General features: G+C 42.6%; 18 protein-coding genes. 14 read left to right on the forward strand and 4 right to left on the reverse strand.

Annotated elements, in window-relative coordinates; translation table 11 throughout:
* Nucleotides 1-110: 110 nt before the first annotated feature.
* The gene (gene sppA, locus LG003_RS01370; RefSeq protein WP_262980007.1) at nt 111-1976 is read right to left on the reverse strand and encodes a signal peptide peptidase SppA; all 1866 of its coding nucleotides are present in this window, start codon (nt 1974-1976) and stop codon (nt 111-113) included.
* A 170-nt stretch (nt 1977-2146) separates the two neighbouring features.
* On the opposite strand from sppA, the gene LG003_RS01375 reads away from it, so the two are divergent.
* Genes LG003_RS01375 through LG003_RS01385 form a run of 3 tightly spaced genes read left to right on the forward strand, consistent with a single transcriptional unit; the run spans nt 2147 to nt 5688 of the window.
* The gene (locus LG003_RS01375; protein ID WP_262980008.1) at nt 2147-2698 is read left to right on the forward strand and encodes an NAD(P)H nitroreductase; all 552 of its coding nucleotides are present in this window, start codon (nt 2147-2149) and stop codon (nt 2696-2698) included.
* A 12-nt stretch (nt 2699-2710) separates the two neighbouring features.
* Nucleotides 2711-3754, forward strand: a complete 1044-nt coding sequence (gene selD, locus LG003_RS01380) for a selenide, water dikinase SelD (protein WP_262980009.1) — start codon at nt 2711-2713, stop codon at nt 3752-3754.
* 5 nt (nt 3755-3759) lie between these two features.
* Nucleotides 3760-5688, forward strand: coding sequence for a DNA topoisomerase III (locus LG003_RS01385; protein ID WP_262980010.1), 1929 nt, complete (start codon nt 3760-3762; stop codon nt 5686-5688).
* A gap of 59 nt (nt 5689-5747) precedes the next feature.
* Here LG003_RS01385 and xthA read toward each other — a convergent pair whose 3' ends face one another.
* Nucleotides 5748-6554, reverse strand: coding sequence for an exodeoxyribonuclease III (gene xthA / locus LG003_RS01390; RefSeq protein ID WP_112875829.1), 807 nt, complete (start codon nt 6552-6554; stop codon nt 5748-5750).
* Between the two features lie 502 nt (nt 6555-7056).
* Here xthA and LG003_RS01395 point away from each other — a divergent pair.
* On the forward strand, nt 7057-7920 hold the full coding sequence (locus tag LG003_RS01395; protein ID WP_112875830.1) for a helix-turn-helix domain-containing protein: 864 nt from the start codon (nt 7057-7059) through the stop codon (nt 7918-7920).
* A gap of 395 nt (nt 7921-8315) precedes the next feature.
* Here LG003_RS01395 and LG003_RS01400 read toward each other — a convergent pair whose 3' ends face one another.
* Nucleotides 8316-9272, reverse strand: a complete 957-nt coding sequence (locus LG003_RS01400) for a hypothetical protein (protein ID WP_112875831.1) — start codon at nt 9270-9272, stop codon at nt 8316-8318.
* Between the two features lie 346 nt (nt 9273-9618).
* On the reverse strand, nt 9619-10101 hold the full coding sequence (locus LG003_RS01405; protein WP_240000664.1) for a winged helix-turn-helix domain-containing protein: 483 nt from the start codon (nt 10099-10101) through the stop codon (nt 9619-9621).
* A gap of 681 nt (nt 10102-10782) precedes the next feature.
* Between LG003_RS01405 and LG003_RS01410 the strand changes: the two genes are divergently transcribed.
* From LG003_RS01410 to LG003_RS01455, 10 genes are all read left to right on the forward strand, one after another.
* Complete coding sequence (locus tag LG003_RS01410) at nt 10783-11232, forward strand: phage tail protein (protein WP_112875832.1); 450 nt, start codon at nt 10783-10785, stop codon at nt 11230-11232.
* Between the two features lie 68 nt (nt 11233-11300).
* Nucleotides 11301-12434 (forward strand): phage tail sheath family protein, encoded by a 1134-nt coding sequence (locus LG003_RS01415; RefSeq protein WP_112875833.1) that lies wholly within the window; start codon nt 11301-11303, stop codon nt 12432-12434.
* An 11-nt stretch (nt 12435-12445) separates the two neighbouring features.
* Complete coding sequence (locus LG003_RS01420; RefSeq protein ID WP_112875834.1) at nt 12446-13831, forward strand: phage tail sheath family protein; 1386 nt, start codon at nt 12446-12448, stop codon at nt 13829-13831.
* Nucleotides 13832-13879: 48 nt separating this feature from the next.
* A complete protein-coding gene (locus tag LG003_RS01425) occupies nt 13880-15055 on the forward strand; it encodes a phage tail sheath family protein (RefSeq protein ID WP_112875835.1) in 1176 nt (391 codons plus the stop codon).
* Nucleotides 15056-15068: 13 nt separating this feature from the next.
* Nucleotides 15069-15527: a phage tail protein gene (locus tag LG003_RS01430; RefSeq protein ID WP_112875836.1), complete on the forward strand. Its 459-nt coding sequence runs from the start codon at nt 15069-15071 to the stop codon at nt 15525-15527.
* Nucleotides 15524-15703, forward strand: coding sequence for a DUF5908 family protein (locus tag LG003_RS01435; protein WP_112875837.1), 180 nt, complete (start codon nt 15524-15526; stop codon nt 15701-15703). The genes LG003_RS01430 and LG003_RS01435 overlap by 4 nt, the downstream gene beginning before the upstream one ends.
* Entirely contained in the window at nt 15690-16373 is a 684-nt protein-coding gene (locus LG003_RS01440) for a CIS tube protein (RefSeq protein WP_262980011.1), read from the forward strand. Before LG003_RS01435 ends, LG003_RS01440 begins: the two co-directional genes overlap by 14 nt.
* Nucleotides 16370-17971, forward strand: coding sequence for a phage baseplate assembly protein V (locus tag LG003_RS01445; RefSeq protein ID WP_262980012.1), 1602 nt, complete (start codon nt 16370-16372; stop codon nt 17969-17971). The genes LG003_RS01440 and LG003_RS01445 overlap by 4 nt, the downstream gene beginning before the upstream one ends.
* 12 nt (nt 17972-17983) lie before the next feature.
* Nucleotides 17984-18400, forward strand: coding sequence for a GPW/gp25 family protein (locus LG003_RS01450; RefSeq protein WP_112875840.1), 417 nt, complete (start codon nt 17984-17986; stop codon nt 18398-18400).
* A complete protein-coding gene (locus LG003_RS01455) occupies nt 18397-18813 on the forward strand; it encodes a hypothetical protein (protein WP_112875841.1) in 417 nt (138 codons plus the stop codon). Before LG003_RS01450 ends, LG003_RS01455 begins: the two co-directional genes overlap by 4 nt.
* Nucleotides 18814-18818 lie beyond the last annotated feature (5 nt).

Here is an 18818-nt window from a genome sequence, read left to right on the forward strand (position 1 = left end):
CCTCTTTGTTGGCTGCACTCGCTCACCCCGGTCACATCGTTACCTATGCTCCCGGGGATTTACTCCCTTGCCGTCGCGATGCATCTTGAAATCCATTGGGTATAGGTTGTTTAGCGAACATCTCCGCAATTTAAACAGAATGCATAACGATTTTGTGGATCATTCAGATGGCGATAGAACTCACTCTGTTGTTTCACTTCCTGAGCTACCTGCACCAATGGAGCGGGTAGCCAGGCTTGAACTGCTTCCGGCACGATAGCCTGTGCGGTTGTTGTCAACTGGTTCATCAGCAACTCACTGAATGACATTTCAGGTTGCATCCAGTCAAGCTCAGGGTTATCCAATTTCGCCAATTCAGCCGCTTTGGTGACCGCATCATCGAAATCCCCTAATTGGTCGACCAATCCATTGGTTTTCGCATCATTACCCGTCCACACATGCCCCTGAGCAATTTTATCGACTTCTTCACGTGTTTTATGGCGTGAAGCAGCAACAAGGCCAATAAAGTTGTTATAGCCGTTCTCAATATTAAGTTGCATCAGTGCTGAGAACTCTTTGCTGAGTCCTTTAGTAACAGAAATGCCCGCGAGTGGTGTGGTAGAAACGCCATCGGTGTGGATACCAATATGTTCCAGACTGTTTTCATAAGTGGTAATGACACCGAAGATACCGATAGAACCCGTCAACGTACTTTGGTTTGCGATGATGTAATTAGCCGGGGTAGAGATCCAATAGCCACCGGACGCGGCCATTCCCCCCATAGAAACCACCACAGGTTTATTCGTTGCACGTAGCGCAGCCAGTTCAGTGCGGATAACATCAGAAGCACTCACACTGCCACCAGGGCTGTTTACCCGCAGAATAACGGCTTTGATATTATCATCCAGACGAGCTTGACGGATTTGCGCGGCGGTCGTGTCACCGCCAACCATACCTTGAGTCTGCTGCCCATCGATGATTGCACCTTGTGCGACAATAACGGCGATATTACCTTTAGATGATAACCTGCCTTCTACTAATTGCGGTGCATAATCATAAATGCTGATAGCATTGAAGTGACGGTTTTTCTCGTCCCAACCAAAGGCTTTTGTCATATCATTTTCAATGACATTGCGTGGCGCAACATAATCGACCAGTTTGTATTTAAGTGCATATTGCGCATTGTCTCCGCCAACAGCACGTAAGTTAGCAATCATCTCATCAGCGCCTGGGAATACTTGATGAACAGAAAGCTTGCGGTTGGCAGCGACAGTATTGAGGTAGTTATCCCACAGACCGTTGATCCAACGGCTATCAGCTTCGCGGGCAGCGGGAGACATATCATCACGCATAACTGGTTCAACGGCTGATTTATACGTCCCGACACGGAAAATATGCGCGGTGACTTTCAGTGAATCCAACAGGGATTTGTAATACAGGTTATTGGTTGAATAGCCATAAAGGCCAACCGTTCCTTGTGGCGATAGATAGATTTTATCGGCAAAGGTAGCCAGATAATATTGTGATTGATTATAACTATCACTGATAGCATAAACCGGTTTACCGGAAGCTTTAAACTCATTAATTGCCTTACCGATATACTGCATAGATGGCTGGTCGGTGCCGATGAAATCATCAAGTTTCAGCACCAGACCGGTGATTTTGTTATCGGTTTTTGCTTGGCGAATGCTATCAACAATATCAAACAGGGAGTTTTCCTGGAATTTATTGCTGGATGTACCAAACAACTCACGGCCTAATTGAGTCAATGGAGTACGGCTGGAGACCTGATCCACAATGATACCGGTGAGATTGACATATAATGCTCCTTGATAACTATCTGCCGTTTTGTTTGTCTGTTGGTAAATCAGAAAACCACCAACCACAATCAGAATTAGCATGATAAAAATCAGGTTTGAAATGACTTCTCGAATAAAATTTAATAGTCGCCAACTCCATTTAAATAATCTTGCGATCAACTTCCATAAAATACGCATATCATCTCCAAAAATAGGATCAAGTGAAGCTATCCTAATGATCAGGCATGTAAATGTCAGCTTCAAATAGTGGCATATTGCCTGAAAAGACGGCTTTAGGGCTTTTATTTGTTAACAAATAAACAGAAAATGTTAGCTTATACCAAAATACATTACTTAGGAGAGAAAAGATGGATGCACTAGAACTTTTGTTGAACAGACGTTCAGTATCACGTTTAACAACCCCCGCACCTCAAGGTGAAGCATTACAGCATATTCTGGCGGCGGCAATGAGAGCACCTGATCATGGCGCATTACGTCCGTGGCACTTTATTGTCATGCAGGATGAAGGAATTGAGCGATTCAGTCGATTACTCCATCAAGCAGCCATTGATAGTCAGCTTGGTGCTGAGGCGGAAGAAAAAGCGAAAAATGCGCCTTATCGTGCACCATTAATCATCACTGTTATTGCAAAAGTGGCTGAGAATTCCAAAATACCTGAATGGGAGCAGGTGGTTTCAGCTGGTTGTGCGGTGCATGCGATGCAAATGGCTGCTGTGGCTCAAGGGTTTGGTGGTATCTGGCGTACGGGTTCATGGACTGATGATAATACCGTGCGTGCCGGTTTGGGTTGTCATGAACATGACAAAATAGTGGGTTTTCTCTACCTTGGAACGCCTGCACTAAAAGCACCAAATAAGGTTACTGCGCCTGATATGACCAATTTTGTCAGCTACTTGTAACCGGGGTCTGTTATGTCAACAGAAGTTCGTCTTACCCAATACAGCCACGGTGCTGGATGCGGTTGTAAAATTTCACCAAAAGTTTTGGAAACCATTCTGCATAGTGAGCAGGAAAAATTTCTTGATCCTCACTTACTGGTTGGTAATGAAACCCGTGATGATGCTGCGGTTTATGATATTGGCAATGGTACCGGCATTATCAGTACGACAGATTTTTTCATGCCGATTGTCGATGATCCATTTGATTTTGGGCGCATTGCTGCCACAAATGCTATCAGCGATATTTATGCGATGGGCGGTAAACCTATTATGGCGATAGCTATTTTGGCATGGCCTATTGATAAATTGGCGCCGGAAATTGCCCGTAAGGTGATTGAAGGTGGCCGGGCTGCGTGTAAAGAGGCTGGGATTGTACTGGCGGGAGGGCACTCTATTGATGCGCCTGAACCTATTTTTGGTTTGGCTGTAACCGGTATCGTTAATATTGGCCGAGTGAAACAGAACAGTGCCGCGAAAGCGGGAAGCCAGCTATTTCTGACAAAGCCACTTGGAATTGGCGTATTGGCCACGGCGGAGAAAAAAGGCTTGCTGTTACCTGAACATCAGGGAATTGCGATAGAAACCATGTGCCGCTTAAATAACTTGGGGATGGATTTTGCCGAGGTGGCTGGCGTTACAGCAATGACCGATGTAACCGGGTTTGGTCTTTTAGGGCATTTAAGTGAAATTTGTGTAGGATCGGGGGTTCAGGCAACTCTCCATTTTGCAAAAGTGCCTAAACTGCCGGAAGTAGGATCCTATATTGAAAAGGGTTGTGTTCCGGGGGGAACTGGGCGTAACTTTGATAGTTACGGTCATCTTATTGGTGAAATGACAGAACTTCAGCGCAAACTGTTATGTGATCCGCAAACATCCGGTGGCCTGCTGTTGGCTGTTCTACCAGAAGCTATAGATGAAGTGAAAGCGATTGCACGATGTCATGGCATCGAACTGACCGCGATTGGTGAATTGTCTGAGCAACAGTCAGGCAGAGTACTCATTGAGGTTAATGAATAATATCCATGCGGCTTTTTATTGCAGAAAAACCAAGTCTAGCCAGGGCGATTGCCGATGTTCTACCAAAACCGCATCGCCGTGGCGATGGCTTTATCGCTTGTGGAGATAACCAGTTTGTTACTTGGTGTATTGGGCACTTACTGGAACAGGCGGAACCTGATGCCTATGACAGTCGTTTTGCTCGTTGGTCATTGGTTGATCTTCCAATCATTCCTGAAAAATGGCAGTTAAAACCGCGACCTTCTGTTGAGAAACAGCTCAACATTGTCCAGACATTGTTGGAAAAAGCCGATGAAATAGTGCATGCCGGTGACCCAGATCGGGAAGGGCAACTGTTGGTGGATGAGGTTTTGGATTTTTTGAAACTGGATGCTGTGAGGCGGAAAAATGTTCGCCGCTGCTTGATAAGTGATCTAAATCCACAAGCGGTAACCAGAGCTGTTGATCGGTTAAGAGATAACCGGGATTTTATTCCGCTATGTGTTTCAGCTCTCGCCAGAGCTAGGGCTGATTGGCTTTATGGCATTAATATGACCCGTGCTTATACCTTGCTTGGCCGCAATGCGGGGTATCAGGGGGTATTATCAGTTGGGCGAGTTCAGACGCCGGTTTTGGGTTTAGTGGTTCGCCGGGATGAAGAGATTGAGCATTTCGTACCCAAAGATTTTTTTGAGGTAAAAGCGCATATTGTTACGCCGAAAGATGAACGTTTTATCGCTATCTGGCAACCAAGTGAATCTTGTATCGATTTTTTAGATGAAGAAGGACGATTGATACACCGGCCTCTGGCTGAACATGTTGTTGCCAGAATAACCGGTCAACCAGCCTATGTGATCTCTTATCAGGATAAACGGGAATCTGAAGTCGCTCCTTTGCCCTTTTCATTATCTTCTTTGCAAATTGAAGCCGCTAAACGTTTTGGCCTAAATGCGCAGCAAGTGTTGGATATTTGTCAGCGATTGTATGAAACACATAAGCTAATTACTTATCCCCGTTCTGATTGCCGTTATTTGCCGGATGAACACTTTGCTGGTCGTCATGCAGTGCTTAATGCGATATCTATTCACGCAACAAATCTGTTGCCACAAGAGTTACTGGAAATAGATAGAAAGAATCGTTGTTGGGACGATAAAAAGGTTGATGCTCACCATGCAATTATTCCTACAGCTCGAAGTAGCCATATAAATCTGACGGATAACGAGGCTAATATTTATGGTTTGATTGCCCGACAATATTTGATGCAATTTTTCCCGGATGCCATATTCCGTAAATGTGTTATTGAATTGGAAATTGCGGGTGGAAAATTTATTGCTAAAGCCCGTTTTCTTGCTGAGGCAGGTTGGAGAACGTTACTTGGTAATAAAGAGCGTGATGAAGAGAATGACGGAACGCCATTACCCGTTGTTGCTAAAGGTGATGAATTATTGTGTGAAAGAGGAGAGGTGGTAGAGCGCCAAACCCAACCGCCAAAGCCATTTACTGATGCGTCTATCCTTTCTGCTATGACCGGAATTGCCCGTTTTGTACAGGATAAAGAGCTGAAAAAAGTCCTTCGTGCAACAGATGGGTTGGGAACGGAAGCAACGCGGGCTGGCATTATCGAACTGTTGTTTAAACGGGAGTTTCTTTATAAAAAAGGGCGTCATATTCATGCAACACCTGCGGGTAGGGCATTGATCCATGTATTGCCTGATATGGCCGCTTTACCGGATATGACCGCCCATTGGGAGTCTCGGTTAACGCAAATCAGTGAAAAACAGTTCCGCTATCAAGATTTCATGGGGCCACTTGAGGAGACATTGCAGCAATTAATTTTGCAGGCCAAACAGAACCGTAATTTAACTGCTTTTAGTGACTTACCACCACTTCCAGTGAAAGATAAAAAGGGGAAAAAAATAAAAGCAACGAAAAATGCCAAAACAGCTGCGCCATAGAGCGCAGCAATTATTACATTATTTTAAAAAAACGATTGATATTCGGTGTTAACGGAATATCAAATTTCAAATTCTGCCCAAACTGGGGCATGATCTGACGGTTTTTCCATCTCACGGATTTTGTAATCAATGCCTGTTGCGATACAGCGCTCCGCCAAGGGTTTACTTGCAAGCAGCAAATCAATCCGCAATCCGCGGTTATCATCAAACCCTTTGGATCGATAATCAAACCAGGAAAATTGGTCATTACATTCAGGATTGAGATGCCGGAATGTATCAACCAGACCCCAATTTTTCAGGCGATCCATCCAATCTCTCTCTTCTGGCAGAAAAGAACATTTACCTGTTTTTAACCAGCGTTTTTGGTTGTTTTCACCAATTCCGATATCCATATCTGTCGGGCTGATATTCATATCACCCATGATAATCACTTGTGATTGAGGGGTTAAGTTTTGCTCCAGGTAGTTTTGCAGATCCTGATAAAATTTCTCTTTTGCCGGAAATTTCACTGGATGTTCACGATTTTCTCCCTGTGGGAAATAGCCATTAATAACGGTCAATAACCCGTGTGGGGTTTCCATTTCTGCCATGATAACACGGCGTTGAGCATCTTCATCATCCCCTGGAAAACCACGATACACCGCAAGAGGCTTCTGGCGCGTTAACAGAGCAACGCCGTAATGGGCTTTCTGGCCGTAATAAAATACATGATAGCCAAGCTCCCCAACCTCTCCTAAAGGAAACGCGTCATCATGGACTTTTGTTTCCTGTAGACCGATAACGTCGGGTTGATGTTGCTCGATGATCGCAGCTAACTGATGGGGGCGGGCACGTAATCCATTAATATTAAAAGAGATAAATTTCATCTTTTACAGCCATCCAGTAAAAAGACACAGGAACAATAATAACAGATGGATCTTAAAAAGTAACTATTGACAATGGTCAGCACGAAATAGTAACGGATCCCCTAATATTATAATTTGTTGTGAAAAATATAATAATTTGTAGTGAGAAAGAGCCTCTGTTAGACCGTTTTTATCTCTAGTGTTACAAAAATTGATTACTGAAAAATGTAGAACCCTATCCTAATCTTTGATAGAAAATTGAGCTCGTTAGTAATGTTTATATTTTCTAATGGTTGATTGGTTGAGATTAATTTTTGAACCATGATAAACATGAATAATAGAGTTTATTGAGCCACCTATGTATTGAACATACGCTTTTTTTATGTGGTATATGTTTGAGAAGTATTTGTTTTTTTGTACAAAATTTATGCCTTCACAGTATCAAACTTGATTTAGCTGTCATTTGGTGAAGGCTATTTCAAAGAAATTATTTTAGCCACAAGTTATATAGGAACGGTGAATTATGTTTTTTTCTCGTAAATTAGAAGCATTCATGGCAGTGGTGGAAAATGGTTCTTTAAGTAAAGCGGCAAGAGTGATGAACCGTACAACTCCTCCAGTAGCTAAATCAATCAAAGACTTCGAAGCAACATTAGGGAAGCGCCTTTTCAAAAGGGAGAAATTTGGGATGAGTCTGACTAAAGATGGTTTAGAATTATATAATGATCTTAAAGATCTTTATTTACAAGAAAAAGAAATAACTAAAAAACATATCAGTGGTAGTATATGTAACATAGTTAATATTTATTACGATTGGGGGAAAAACAAACATCTTATTTATTTATATAAGGCAGCTGACAGAAATAGCTCACAGGTAAATATATTCCGGTTTAGTTATGATAACATTGAAGAAATAGTGGATTATGACGGCAATACGCTCATTCTGAGCTCAGAAAAGATACTAAGTGACCGTTTTCTTCTCATTCGCAAAATAAAAGGGCCTGAATTGGGAATTTGCTGCCGAAAAGAGTTATTAGATATTGCTAATGGCGATGTGATGCAATTACTAAAGAGTAATACTTGGCTATGCGATCCTGTACTTTATAAAAGTAGCTTCATTAAAAACTTGGAAGAAGAAGTTATTCAAAGTGGTGGAAAAGTAAATATGCGTCAGATGGATAATATGGGATGCTGCATGAATTTCATTTATTCCAGAGATTATATATTTATTACAGATTCTCATCCTGATGAATTGGAAGGAGGAGATGCTTTGAGTTTTGTTCCCATTGAAAAACCTGGTGCAGCAAATCAATGTTATATTTATAAGTCTAAATCACACTCAAGTGTTCTTAATCGTTTTATCGATTCAGTTAATGACATGAGTTAAAATTTATCTACGCGGAGAGGATTATTGTAAGCTCCGCGTTGTTATTATGTGGAGATAATCATAAAGATTTTTCACTGTACCTAAATGATAAATTTATATTTATACCCTATGGATTTCAAGATGCATCGCGACGGCAAGGGAGCGAATCCCCGGGAGCATAGAGAACTATGTGACCGGGGTGAGTGAGTGCAGCCAACAAAGAGGCAACTTGAAAGATAACGGGTATATAATTCTTATTTGAATATTCCGAGTGAATGTTTGGTCGTGGTGAGGAAAAATGGACTGTTCCTCGCCTTTTGGAGCAACTTGTACTACAAGCTCGACATTATCTATTCATCCTCGTCTGGTGTTTGGCACAGCCCATTGTGCATGCACAAATCTGCATGGCCTTTGCTTTACTGCTTTAGCCATGGTGTTGTGGTACTCCAAAAAATAATGTTAGCCCCCAAGTAGTTTTCAGCAAAATTAGTAAACTCCTCCTTAGTGAAGGGTTTTTTAGTTTTTGGGTTGGTGTAGGTCAGTGTTGGTTCTTGAACTGCCATTGTCACCAAATCCAGTTTGCCTTTGTAACGATTGAAAAAGGGATAAGCGTTTTTCATCTGAGCAGATTGATATGGCACGATATCGGGGCCACCGAGACCGATCTTATTTTTCGACGCGAAATTAAAAAAGCGAGACATATACTGATGATCGTTATCCCATTCACATGGCCAGAAATTAACATATTGTACTACGTAGGATTTTTTAAATACCTGGCGGGCAAATTTGATATTATCAAGTTCGGCGGCAAAATAGCGGTCACAGCTAAAACCGGTCTTATCCTGTTTCATGTCAATATCAACGGCGGTTTCTGGTAGATTAATCCCGGTAATACGACCATCAAGCTCTTTTGCCAGCTCAGAAAGCAGATCCTGATAGCGTTTGCGCAACGCTGTATTCCACTGAATAGCAACCCAACCATAACCTTGTGCTTTGCCTTCACCGGGATTATCAACTTGAGCAACTAAACCGCCTTGGTATTTTGTGCCTTGTTGGAGATAAAATGGAATATAGCGGGCATTTTTCTCAAAAAAGCGATCCTGGATCTGAATAAACAGCTTCTTTTTTATTCTGTCAAGCAACGACAAATCTTTTTCGATTGCGGAAAAATCATATTTCCCTGATGCACCCTCCAATTGTTTCCAGCTATAAACAACTTGTACACCGTCAATATCTTGACGTGCTAACAGAGGACGTAATTGATCGAGCTCATCGGATGAAGTGTAGAGATAGTTTTGTGGTTTTCCTGCGAGGGCTGCGGTTGGCAATAAACTAAAAATCAGAGTAACTGGGATGAGTTGTTTTAGCACCATTATTATTTCCATCCTTAATTGTAGGGGAATGAGCAACAGGCTTATGACCACTTAACAAGGCAGATAGTTCCATTGCTTTATGAATTTATTTAACATCACAACGTTATTTTATTGATTAATTGGTAATTATTTCCCGCCTCTTGGTACTCATTTATCTCTATAATTTGGGAATAAAATCTTATTAAAAACAAATGAGTATAATATTCATTGGGATAATAGCGACAAAGCGGCCCATAACTTGCTGAAATGAGCCGCAAAGAAGAAGTGGATAACCAGATTATATGCTGTTTAATTTAATGGACCTCCATTGACGGGGATTTAACCGTTTTGTAAATAAAAGCCATCATTATTTCTTAGCCAGAAAAGGGGCTGTATATAGGATAGTTGATATCCAGATGATTGCGGTGATAAACATAACAATCATTCTGGTGAAACGCCAATAAAATGGCTTTGGAGGTATATCGGTGGGAATAGGTAATTTAGTATTTTGGGGTTGACGATTATCTGGTTCGTTATCTTGAAATGGCAGGATAAAACGATAACCTTGTCGGTATACTGTGTGTATGGCTTCACCTAGATCACAATAGCGTAATGTGCGGCGTAACTTACAGATTAATTGCAATAAATTGGTTTCTGCTACTCCATTTTTGCGTTCAGGCCAAACCAGAGGGATAAGTTGTTCCCGGTTTAATGTATTCCCTTGTGAGGCATGTTCCCACAGTGCGAGTAGCAGGCGTTTCTCTTTTTCTGTAATGATAAATATATTTTTACCATGAATTATTTTGTTTGAGTCACAGTCTAAATAAACATCTCTAGTTATTTTCAACATAACGCATTCTCTGCCTCTGTTTAGTGTTTGTCTATTCTCTATAGCCAGGAGGGCTCAATTAGGCTTATGCCTGTTAGAATTTATATAGCTTCTGCATGAGTAATGCAAGAAAATAAATGATTTAAAAATTTTTATTTTATTTTTTCATATGGGTTATTTTTCTGTTTTTTATTAAGAAGTAAAACTAATAATAACTAACTATTAGTTTTATTTATACTTGCAATGATTCTAACTCTATTGTCCATGACGTGATGGAAGATTTAGAAATATAGATAAAATATTTTTAGGTATTATTTTTGGTTTATAAACTCGTTTTGTGAAAATTGATAAATAGGTGTCTAAAAACAATAACCCTATTAGTTGAATGATATTATTTATCATATTGAATTATAAGTAAAAATAGAGATAAAAATAATTATTTTTTATTTTTAACTTTTATTTGGCGGTATTGAGGTATTACTGTTTCGATGAATAGTTTAAAGCTCCAACAGTGTGATGTTTATCACGTATTAACTTACGTTAGTCAGTAGTCAGATCGCCTCATTCTTGAATGAGGGTTTGGATATTAAAGCACGGTGAATACACAAGTAAGGCATTAGGCATGATACCTAAGGGCGGTAGCGTACCTAAAATGATGTGTATTCTAACCCGGTTATGAATTTAACTCTTAAGGAAATAACAATGTCTACAACTGCCGATCAAATTGCTGTTCAATACCCCATTCCAACTCACCGTTTTGTCGTGACCGTTGGTGATGAGCAAATGTCTTTCCAAAGTGTATCGGGATTAGATATTAGCTATGACACCATTGAATATCGTGATGGAATTGGTAATTGGTTACAAATGCCCGGTCAGCGTCAGAGGCCAACAATTACCTTGAAGCGCGGTATTTTTAAAGGGCAATCTAAATTGTACGATTGGATTAATTCTATTTCGCTTAATCAGATAGAGAAGAAAGATATTTCTATTAGTCTCACCGATGAAACAGGTTCAAATTTGCTAATTACTTGGAATATTGCTAATGCTTTCCCAGAAAAACTGACGGCACCCAGTTTTGATGCTACCAGTAATGAAGTTGCGGTGCAGGAAATGAGTTTGAAAGCCGATCGGGTGACTGTTGAATTTCATTAATATACTGTTTGGTGTCAGGAATAATCTGACATATCAATTCAATGCAGTACTGTTTAAAGGCGAATATTATGACAATTAGTACAACTTATCCGGGTGTCTATATTGAAGAAGATGCTTCATTGGCGCTTTCTGTTCGTACAAGTGCAACGGCGGTTCCTATTTTTGCGGTTGCAGATACTAATAAATTTTTATTCACAGATGCTCATCTTCGTATCAGTAGTTGGCTGGATTATTTGACACGAAAAGGTGAGCAATTTAATCCTGATGATAAGCTTGATATTTCACTACGGGCCTATTTTATTAACGGTGGTGGATATTGCTATCTCGTGAAAATTAAAGACTTAGTAGGCCAAGTTCCAACACTGGATGATGTCACATTGTTGGTTGCTGCTGGAGAAAATATTACTACCGCTGTAGCGGAACTTTGCAAACCGGGTAAAGGATTATTTGCTATTTTTGATGGTCCAGACGTTGATATCGCGAAAGAGAAAGAAGATGGCGCTTCTAAACCTAAACACCGAAACGATACCACTAACATAAAAGAACCAGAAAATATACTCGACTCTTATCCTTCTACCCCCTATGGCGCGGTTTACTATCCTTGGCTGACCGCTGAATGGGGGGAAAATAAAACGCTTGTTGATATTCCACCCAGTGCGGTGATGGCCGGTATTTATGCCAGTGTTGATAACAACCGAGGTGTTTGGCAAGCACCTGCTAACGTAGCTATTCAAGGAGGACTACAGCCTAAATACCCGGTGACAGACGACCTGCAAGGACAATATAACCAAGGTAAGGCACTGAATATGATCCGTAACTTCCCTAAAAGCGGCACATTGGTTTGGGGAGCTCGCACGCTTGAGGACAGCGATAATTGGCGTTACATCCCGGTTCGCCGCCTGTTTAACAGTGCGGAGCGAGACATTAAAAATGCTATGAGTTTTGCGGTTTTTGAACCTAATAGCCAACCTACTTGGGAAGCTGTGCGTCGGGCTATTGATAATTATCTTTATTCTCTTTGGCAACAAGGTGGATTGGTAGGAAATAAAGCTGATCAGGCTTATTTTGTTCAAATAGGTAAAAATATCACTATGACTGATGACGAGATTAAACAGGGCAAAATGATTGTCAAAGTGGGTATGGCGGCGGTTCGTCCAGCCGAGTTTATTATCTTGCAGTTTACGCAGAGCGTCGCACAATAATTGGAGGCCATATGCCAATAACACCAACTTATCCGGGCGTCTATATTGAAGAAGATGCATCACTGGCGCTTTCTATTAGTCAAGGGAACACGGCAATCCCTGTTTTTATTGGCCGCTTCTCACCTAAGAAAACCAGCTCAACGCCACAAGTGACACGGGTTAGTAGCTGGTTGGATTTCACTAACCTATTTCATGTAGGTTGTGTTATGTCGATAGCTATCAAATCAACACCTCCATCTCCCCCTCCGCCTGTCCCTAAAAAATCTAAAAAAGTTGAAGGTGATATATCAGTTGAAAATAATGAAGTAGTTAATGACGATACAAATGGAAAAGAAGAAGAAAAAACCGATTACACTTACAAGGTGGAAGTTAACTACACGACAAGCAGTGATGCTTTAAAACTTTATTTCCAAAATGGCGGTGGACCTTGCTATATCTTGCCAATTGCTGATTCAAAAGATGCTAAAACTCTGGCTTTAATCCCTGAGTTAATTGAGCAGGCTTTAGAAATTACCTTGATCGTCTGTTCTGAACAGGATTCTGGTTATCAGAGTCAGATATATAACAGCCTGACATCTTCATTATTGAATGCCGGCTATTTCCTTATCGCTGATAACCAAGATAAAGCAACCGCCATCAGTGTTAACTCGCCTTCACAAACCGCAACGTATTATCCAGCGGTGAAAGTCTCACAGCCTATGCAAACGGAAGAGAGTCTTGTAGTTGTTTCAGGTTATCAGGATGCAGAAAAAAACAGGGTTACCAATCTGACGGAACTCAAAGAGAAAAACCCGGATGTTTATCAGCAAGCTATTTATGCAATACAAAATATAAATAGAATGATTCCCGCCAGTGCAGTGATGGCTGGTGTTTATTGTGCCATTGATACCCGTCGTGGTGTCTGGAAAGCGCCGGCTAATGTTGTTTTGAATGGCATTAGTGATGTAGAAGAACGGCTCACCGAAGATGAGCAAGGTACCATGAATCAAAAAGGTATCAATGCTATCCGCTATTTCAATAATCGAGGGTTTGTCGTGTGGGGCTCACGTACCCTGAAAGATGATGACAACTGGCGCTATATTCCGGTACGGCGTCTATTTAATGCGGCGGAACGGGATATCAAACAGGCCATGCGATTTGCCGTCTTTGAGCCCAATAGCCAACCGACTTGGGAGCGAGTAAGGTCAGCCATTGACAACTATCTCCACCAACTCTGGCAGCAAGGGGCACTGGTTGGCAATAGTCCACAGGAAGCCTATTTTGTGCAAATTGGCCAAGGTATCACCATGTCCGAGAGCGATATTAGGCAAGGAAGAATGATCGTCAAGGTTGGGATGGCGGCGGTCTGTCCGGCTGAATTTATTATCCTGCAATTTTCGCAAAAAGTAGCACAGTAACCATACTGGGGCGCGGTTTGCCGCGCCTGTCCTGTAGAGGAAACGATAATGGAAATAAAACAGCCTGGCGTCACAGTAACGGAGAACCTAATATCCCAGAAGCCAGATGATGCATTTGTTGGTATACCGGTTTTTATTGGTTATATTCCAAGAAGGGCGGGCAATAAAACCGCGGTTAAATTGAACAGCCTGACCGATTTTACCCTAACATTTCGAGAGTCAGGATTAATGTACTACTCTGTACGTCACTTTTTTGAAAATGGCGGCCAACAAACCTATGTATTGTCGCTAGACTCTCCACTGAACGATTTTCAATCATTGATCACCGCACTGCAACAGGATTGGCTTAAACAGGTGATTGCCGCAGAGAGTGCTATCACGCTGATTGTAGTCCCTGATGTTGTCCGCTTTAGTCAGATGAGTGAATCCGGTGCCAACATAGATCTTTGGCTACAGTTTTGGCAATCAGTACTCAACCTTTGCAAGAGTCGGCGCGGCATCATGGGATTGCTGGATGCCCCGGATGATCCGGTACTGGCCGCTACATGTTTAGAGCAGTTTTCCTCAAGTGATCGGCAATGGGGCGCGGTATATTGGCCGGGATTGAAAACCACATACCAAGAAAGTGGTAAACATATCATCCTTTCGCCTACCGCTGCGGTGGCGGCTGTTATCCAGCGTAATGATAATCAGCAAGATATCTGGACCGCGCCAGCCAACGTAGTGCTAGCTAAGGTAGTCAGCCCGGTACGCTCTTTTATTGAAGCTGATGCGCTCTTTAATCAGCATGGCGCTTCGTTGAATTTGGTTCGCAGCTTCCCCGGCAAAGGGATTAAAGTTTGGGGATGCCGAACTCTGGACAACATCTCAGGTTCTCCCTGGCGTTATATCCAAACTCGCCGCTTGGTCTCCTATATCGAAGCCCATCTCACCCGATTAGGCCGGGCTTTTGTTTTCGAACCTAACAACGCTATCACCTGGATGAAACTTAAAGGCCAAACTTACAACTGGTTGCATCAATTGTGGCTGAAAGGTGGACTGTTAGGTACCCAAGAGGACCGAGCGTTTGACATATTACTCGGTGTTAACGAATCAATGAGTGAAGAGGATCAGCGGGCCGGGAAAATGATCATGAAAATCAAACTGGCTCTGCTCATTCCGGCGGAATTTATTGAGCTGAGTCTGACGTTTGATACGCGTACCGGGACCACGGGATTAAATTAAACAGGGGCAAAATATGCACAATCTATATACCCCATCAGTATCACACCGTTTTATCGCCAGTTTTCTGTTTAACAATATTCCCAGTCCACTTGATATTGCTTTTCAGCGCATATCGGGGCTCAGCCGTGAACTGCAAACCACCCAACACAGCCAGGGCGGGGAAAATGCCAGAAATATTTGGCTGGCCGAGAAGATCCAGCACGGCAGTTTGGTACTGGAACGTGGTGTTATGACGATTACACCGCTGACTCTGATATTTGATCGTGTCTTGCGTGGAGAAAAAGCGGTTTATGCTGATGTGGTCATTATGTTGCTGAATGAAAGTTTTTTACCTGTGGCAAGTTGGACCGTAAGTAACGCGTTACCGGTTCGTTGGTCTACCGGTGATTTTGATGCCAATAGCAATGCTGTTTTGGTCAATTCCCTGGAGTTACGTTATCAGGATATGCGCTGGTTAGGAGTGAAAGCATGACTGTAGAAATTAAAGAACTGATTATTCAGGCTAAAGTTACCGATTCTGCGGGTGATTTATCATCTCCGCGAACATTAGCCCAAGAAGCATTGGATGACGCTCGCCTGATTGATAGGGTGAAACGGGAGGTGTTAGAGGCATTACGTGAGACAGGGGGCCATTATGAGCTTAATTGAACGCAGCCTATCCAAACTCACACTGACGGCTTTTAAAGATCGGGAAGGTAAAATCTTGGTGGGCAGTTTACCGGTGATGTATAACCCTGATGCGATCCAGCTCAATTATCAAGCCAATTATAAAAACGATGAAAGTATTACCCATGCTCACCAAAGCAACCACTATGTGTCGTCTCAGCCTGCGGGCCTATCGTTAGATCTACTGTTTGATGCCTCTATGCCCGGCAACAATACGCCGATAGAAACCCAACTGACGACCTTGAAAACCCTCTGTGCCGTTGATGCCGGTACCAAAGTTCCACACTTTCTTAAAATCAAATGGGGCAAAATGCGTTGGGAAAAAAAAGGCTATTTTGCCTGCCGGGCCAGTGGTCTTAGTATTCATTACACCTTGTTTGACCGAGATGCCACGCCGTTGCGGGCAATTGCCACTTTATCGCTGGTGGCGGATGAGAGCTTTGTTATTCAGACCACTGAACAACAGTTAAAATCGCCGCCAGCCACTGCGGTTAGTGTAACCGATATGCTCTCTCTGCCATTGATTGCACTGGGTGCTGGCGCTGCGCTAGCGGGTGGTATCGATTATCTTTCGCTGGCTTGGCAAAACGATCTGGATAATCTTGATGATTTCACGCCGGGACAAACGCTACAAGCACGGAGGAAGGCATGAAGATACCTCCGATTGCGATTAAGATAGGCGGCAAAACGCTCAATCAGTTTACGGTTATCAGCTTGTCAGTAAATTACCCTATCAATGGCATTCCTTCGGCTAATGTCACTTTGGCTATCATCGGTGATACCAACCATATTTTTGATGCCAAGGCGCAAGCTGAGTTGGCGGGTTGCCGCCCGAATCATGAACTTATTGTGCAGATACAAAAAAATGTGTTGTTTAAAGGGATCATCGTCCGGCAGACACTGAGGCTTAAAGGTCAGGACAGTCTAGTGATTCTGACGGTAAAACATCCATTGCAAAAATTAACCCATAGTTTCCGCTCGCAGCTATTCAGTAAACAGAGTGATGAGGCGATTATCAAGAAGCTATTCAGCCAAGCCGGTGTGCCTGTCACGATAAAACAGGCGCCTCAACTTAAAACGGTACATGAGCAAATGGTGCAGTTTCGTTGCAATGATTGGACATTCTTAAAAAGCCGATTTACTGCTACGAATACCTGGCTGCTCCCCGGCCATGATACCGTTACGTTGGTAACACCGGAATCACTTAATCAGTCAACCGTACACACCATTCGCCAGCGCGGTGACCACCAGAGTGTTGTGCTGTTTGAAGCCAATCTGCAATGGGATAATCAGCGCAGCCCTAAAACAGTAAGTGTGCAGTCTTGGGACATTAGCCAACAAAAATTGTCTCAGGCGATTCAGGCAAAAAATAGTGGCTTTGGTCGCGGTCAACTTGCTACGGACAGTTTGAAATCGCTGACCGATCAAGAGTGGCAATGGATTTTCAGCTATCCATTGGATAATGAACAAACCAAACAATTTACTCAAAGCATCATGGGTAATCGGCGAAGCCATAATGTATCCGGCAGTTTTGAAGTCGAAGGGGATGATCGTTATTGGCCGGGTGATGTTTTGGCGTTGACTGGCTTCGGGCAAGGGATGGATGGTCAGGCGATTATCACCGGTGTCAGCCAGACCATCAACCAGCGGCAAGGTTGGCGTACCCGGTTAACGTTAGGCGTGCAATCAGATGTAGAACAGGCTGTACCGCCGGTTAAAGAGTTACATGTTGGTATCGTGGAAAAATGCCAACCAGACAGCCAGTCTCTGGATCGTATTCCAGTTAAAGTACCAGCCTTAAGCTTAACCGGCGGCACACTTTTTGCCCGCTTAGGTAAACCTTATGCCAGTCATGAAAGCGGATTCTGTTTTTACCCTGAAGCGGGGGATGAGGTGATAATCGGTTTCTTTGAATGTGATCCCCGTTTTCCGGTGATATTAGGCGCTATGCATAATCCCAAAAACAAATCCCCGTTAGAACCGAGTGAAAAAAATCAAATAAAAACATTAGTGATTAAACAGGGGGAAAATCAGCAGGCGTTAATCTTCGATAATAAAGAGCAGACGCTCGCATTTAATAGTGGAAAAAATATTTTATCTCTGCAACAGGATAAAGATATCATGTTTAATTCTGCTAAAAATCTAATAGCTAATGCACAGGAAATTAATATCCGGGCTGAAAAATCCCTGTCAGCCGCTGGAAAATCTGGTGTTGATATTAAAGGTGCGAAAATTAATTTAACACAATAATAGGGTAGTGAAATGGCAGACAAAATATTAGCCGATATTTATGGTCGGGGTTGGGCATTTCCGCCTCAATTTTCTTCTCAGACTGGAATCATCATGGCGGAAGGGGCAGAACATGTTCGTCAGAGTATGAAAATTCTTTTTCTGACGGAGACTGGCGAGCGGATTATGCGTGAAGATTATGGTTGTGGCTTGAATGATTATCTGTTTGAAAATATCAGTGATGAATTAATGGCGCGTATTCAAACGCATATTGAAGAGCGAGTATTACGTTATGAATCCCGCGCGGAAATTACTGAAATTCAGGTGAATCAAAAAATGGATTGGCCTAATACTCTGCATATTCAGGTGAGCTATGTCCTGAGAGGTAGCGAAATTAGCCAGCAAATTGAAGGTATTCTTGAGGTTGGTGAAGGAGAGGTGATCTTATGAGCAAACAACTGGTGGTTGATGGCGACACTTTACTATTCGAACCCTTGTTCGGTAATCGGCAAGTCACCATTCTAGGGCCGGCAATCATCCGGGGCAGCGGTTACGCCAAAATCCAAGGTAAAAAGATCGTGATGGTGGGTGATGAAAAAAAGGTCCAATTTCAGGCGCAATATATTACTCCAAGCCACCCGGTGCCCGGCATGGGTGTGGTCACCATTGCTCAATTGGATGTCAGCCAGCAGGTAAATTTTTGTTGTAGCCCTGCCACGGTGATTGTTGTTGGGCAGCAATTTATTGCCCGTTTTACCCCATCACAGCCGGCAAATAACCCATCGAGTGGCCCGGATATAACAGCACCCAGTATGGGTAAAGGCCGATTTATTGCCAGTCAATATGCTGTCAGTGCTGGATAAATAAC

This window comes from Photorhabdus kleinii (assembly GCF_025384885.1).
Taxonomy (GTDB): Bacteria; Pseudomonadota; Gammaproteobacteria; order Enterobacterales; family Enterobacteriaceae; genus Photorhabdus; species Photorhabdus kayaii.

Coding starts and splice junctions, on each gene's coding strand:
- sppA (WP_262980007.1), bottom strand. CDS start 1,976: ATGCGTATTTTATGGAAGTTGATCGCAAGATTATTTAAATGGAGTTGG.
- LG003_RS01375 (WP_262980008.1), top strand. CDS start 2,147: ATGGATGCACTAGAACTTTTGTTGAACAGACGTTCAGTATCACGTTTA.
- selD (WP_262980009.1), top strand. CDS start 2,711: ATGTCAACAGAAGTTCGTCTTACCCAATACAGCCACGGTGCTGGATGC.
- LG003_RS01385 (WP_262980010.1), top strand. CDS start 3,760: ATGCGGCTTTTTATTGCAGAAAAACCAAGTCTAGCCAGGGCGATTGCC.
- xthA (WP_112875829.1), bottom strand. CDS start 6,554: ATGAAATTTATCTCTTTTAATATTAATGGATTACGTGCCCGCCCCCAT.
- LG003_RS01395 (WP_112875830.1), top strand. CDS start 7,057: ATGTTTTTTTCTCGTAAATTAGAAGCATTCATGGCAGTGGTGGAAAAT.
- LG003_RS01400 (WP_112875831.1), bottom strand. CDS start 9,272: ATGGTGCTAAAACAACTCATCCCAGTTACTCTGATTTTTAGTTTATTG.
- LG003_RS01405 (WP_240000664.1), bottom strand. CDS start 10,101: ATGTTGAAAATAACTAGAGATGTTTATTTAGACTGTGACTCAAACAAA.
- LG003_RS01410 (WP_112875832.1), top strand. CDS start 10,783: ATGTCTACAACTGCCGATCAAATTGCTGTTCAATACCCCATTCCAACT.
- LG003_RS01415 (WP_112875833.1), top strand. CDS start 11,301: ATGACAATTAGTACAACTTATCCGGGTGTCTATATTGAAGAAGATGCT.
- LG003_RS01420 (WP_112875834.1), top strand. CDS start 12,446: ATGCCAATAACACCAACTTATCCGGGCGTCTATATTGAAGAAGATGCA.
- LG003_RS01425 (WP_112875835.1), top strand. CDS start 13,880: ATGGAAATAAAACAGCCTGGCGTCACAGTAACGGAGAACCTAATATCC.
- LG003_RS01430 (WP_112875836.1), top strand. CDS start 15,069: ATGCACAATCTATATACCCCATCAGTATCACACCGTTTTATCGCCAGT.
- LG003_RS01435 (WP_112875837.1), top strand. CDS start 15,524: ATGACTGTAGAAATTAAAGAACTGATTATTCAGGCTAAAGTTACCGAT.
- LG003_RS01440 (WP_262980011.1), top strand. CDS start 15,690: ATGAGCTTAATTGAACGCAGCCTATCCAAACTCACACTGACGGCTTTT.
- LG003_RS01445 (WP_262980012.1), top strand. CDS start 16,370: ATGAAGATACCTCCGATTGCGATTAAGATAGGCGGCAAAACGCTCAAT.
- LG003_RS01450 (WP_112875840.1), top strand. CDS start 17,984: ATGGCAGACAAAATATTAGCCGATATTTATGGTCGGGGTTGGGCATTT.
- LG003_RS01455 (WP_112875841.1), top strand. CDS start 18,397: ATGAGCAAACAACTGGTGGTTGATGGCGACACTTTACTATTCGAACCC.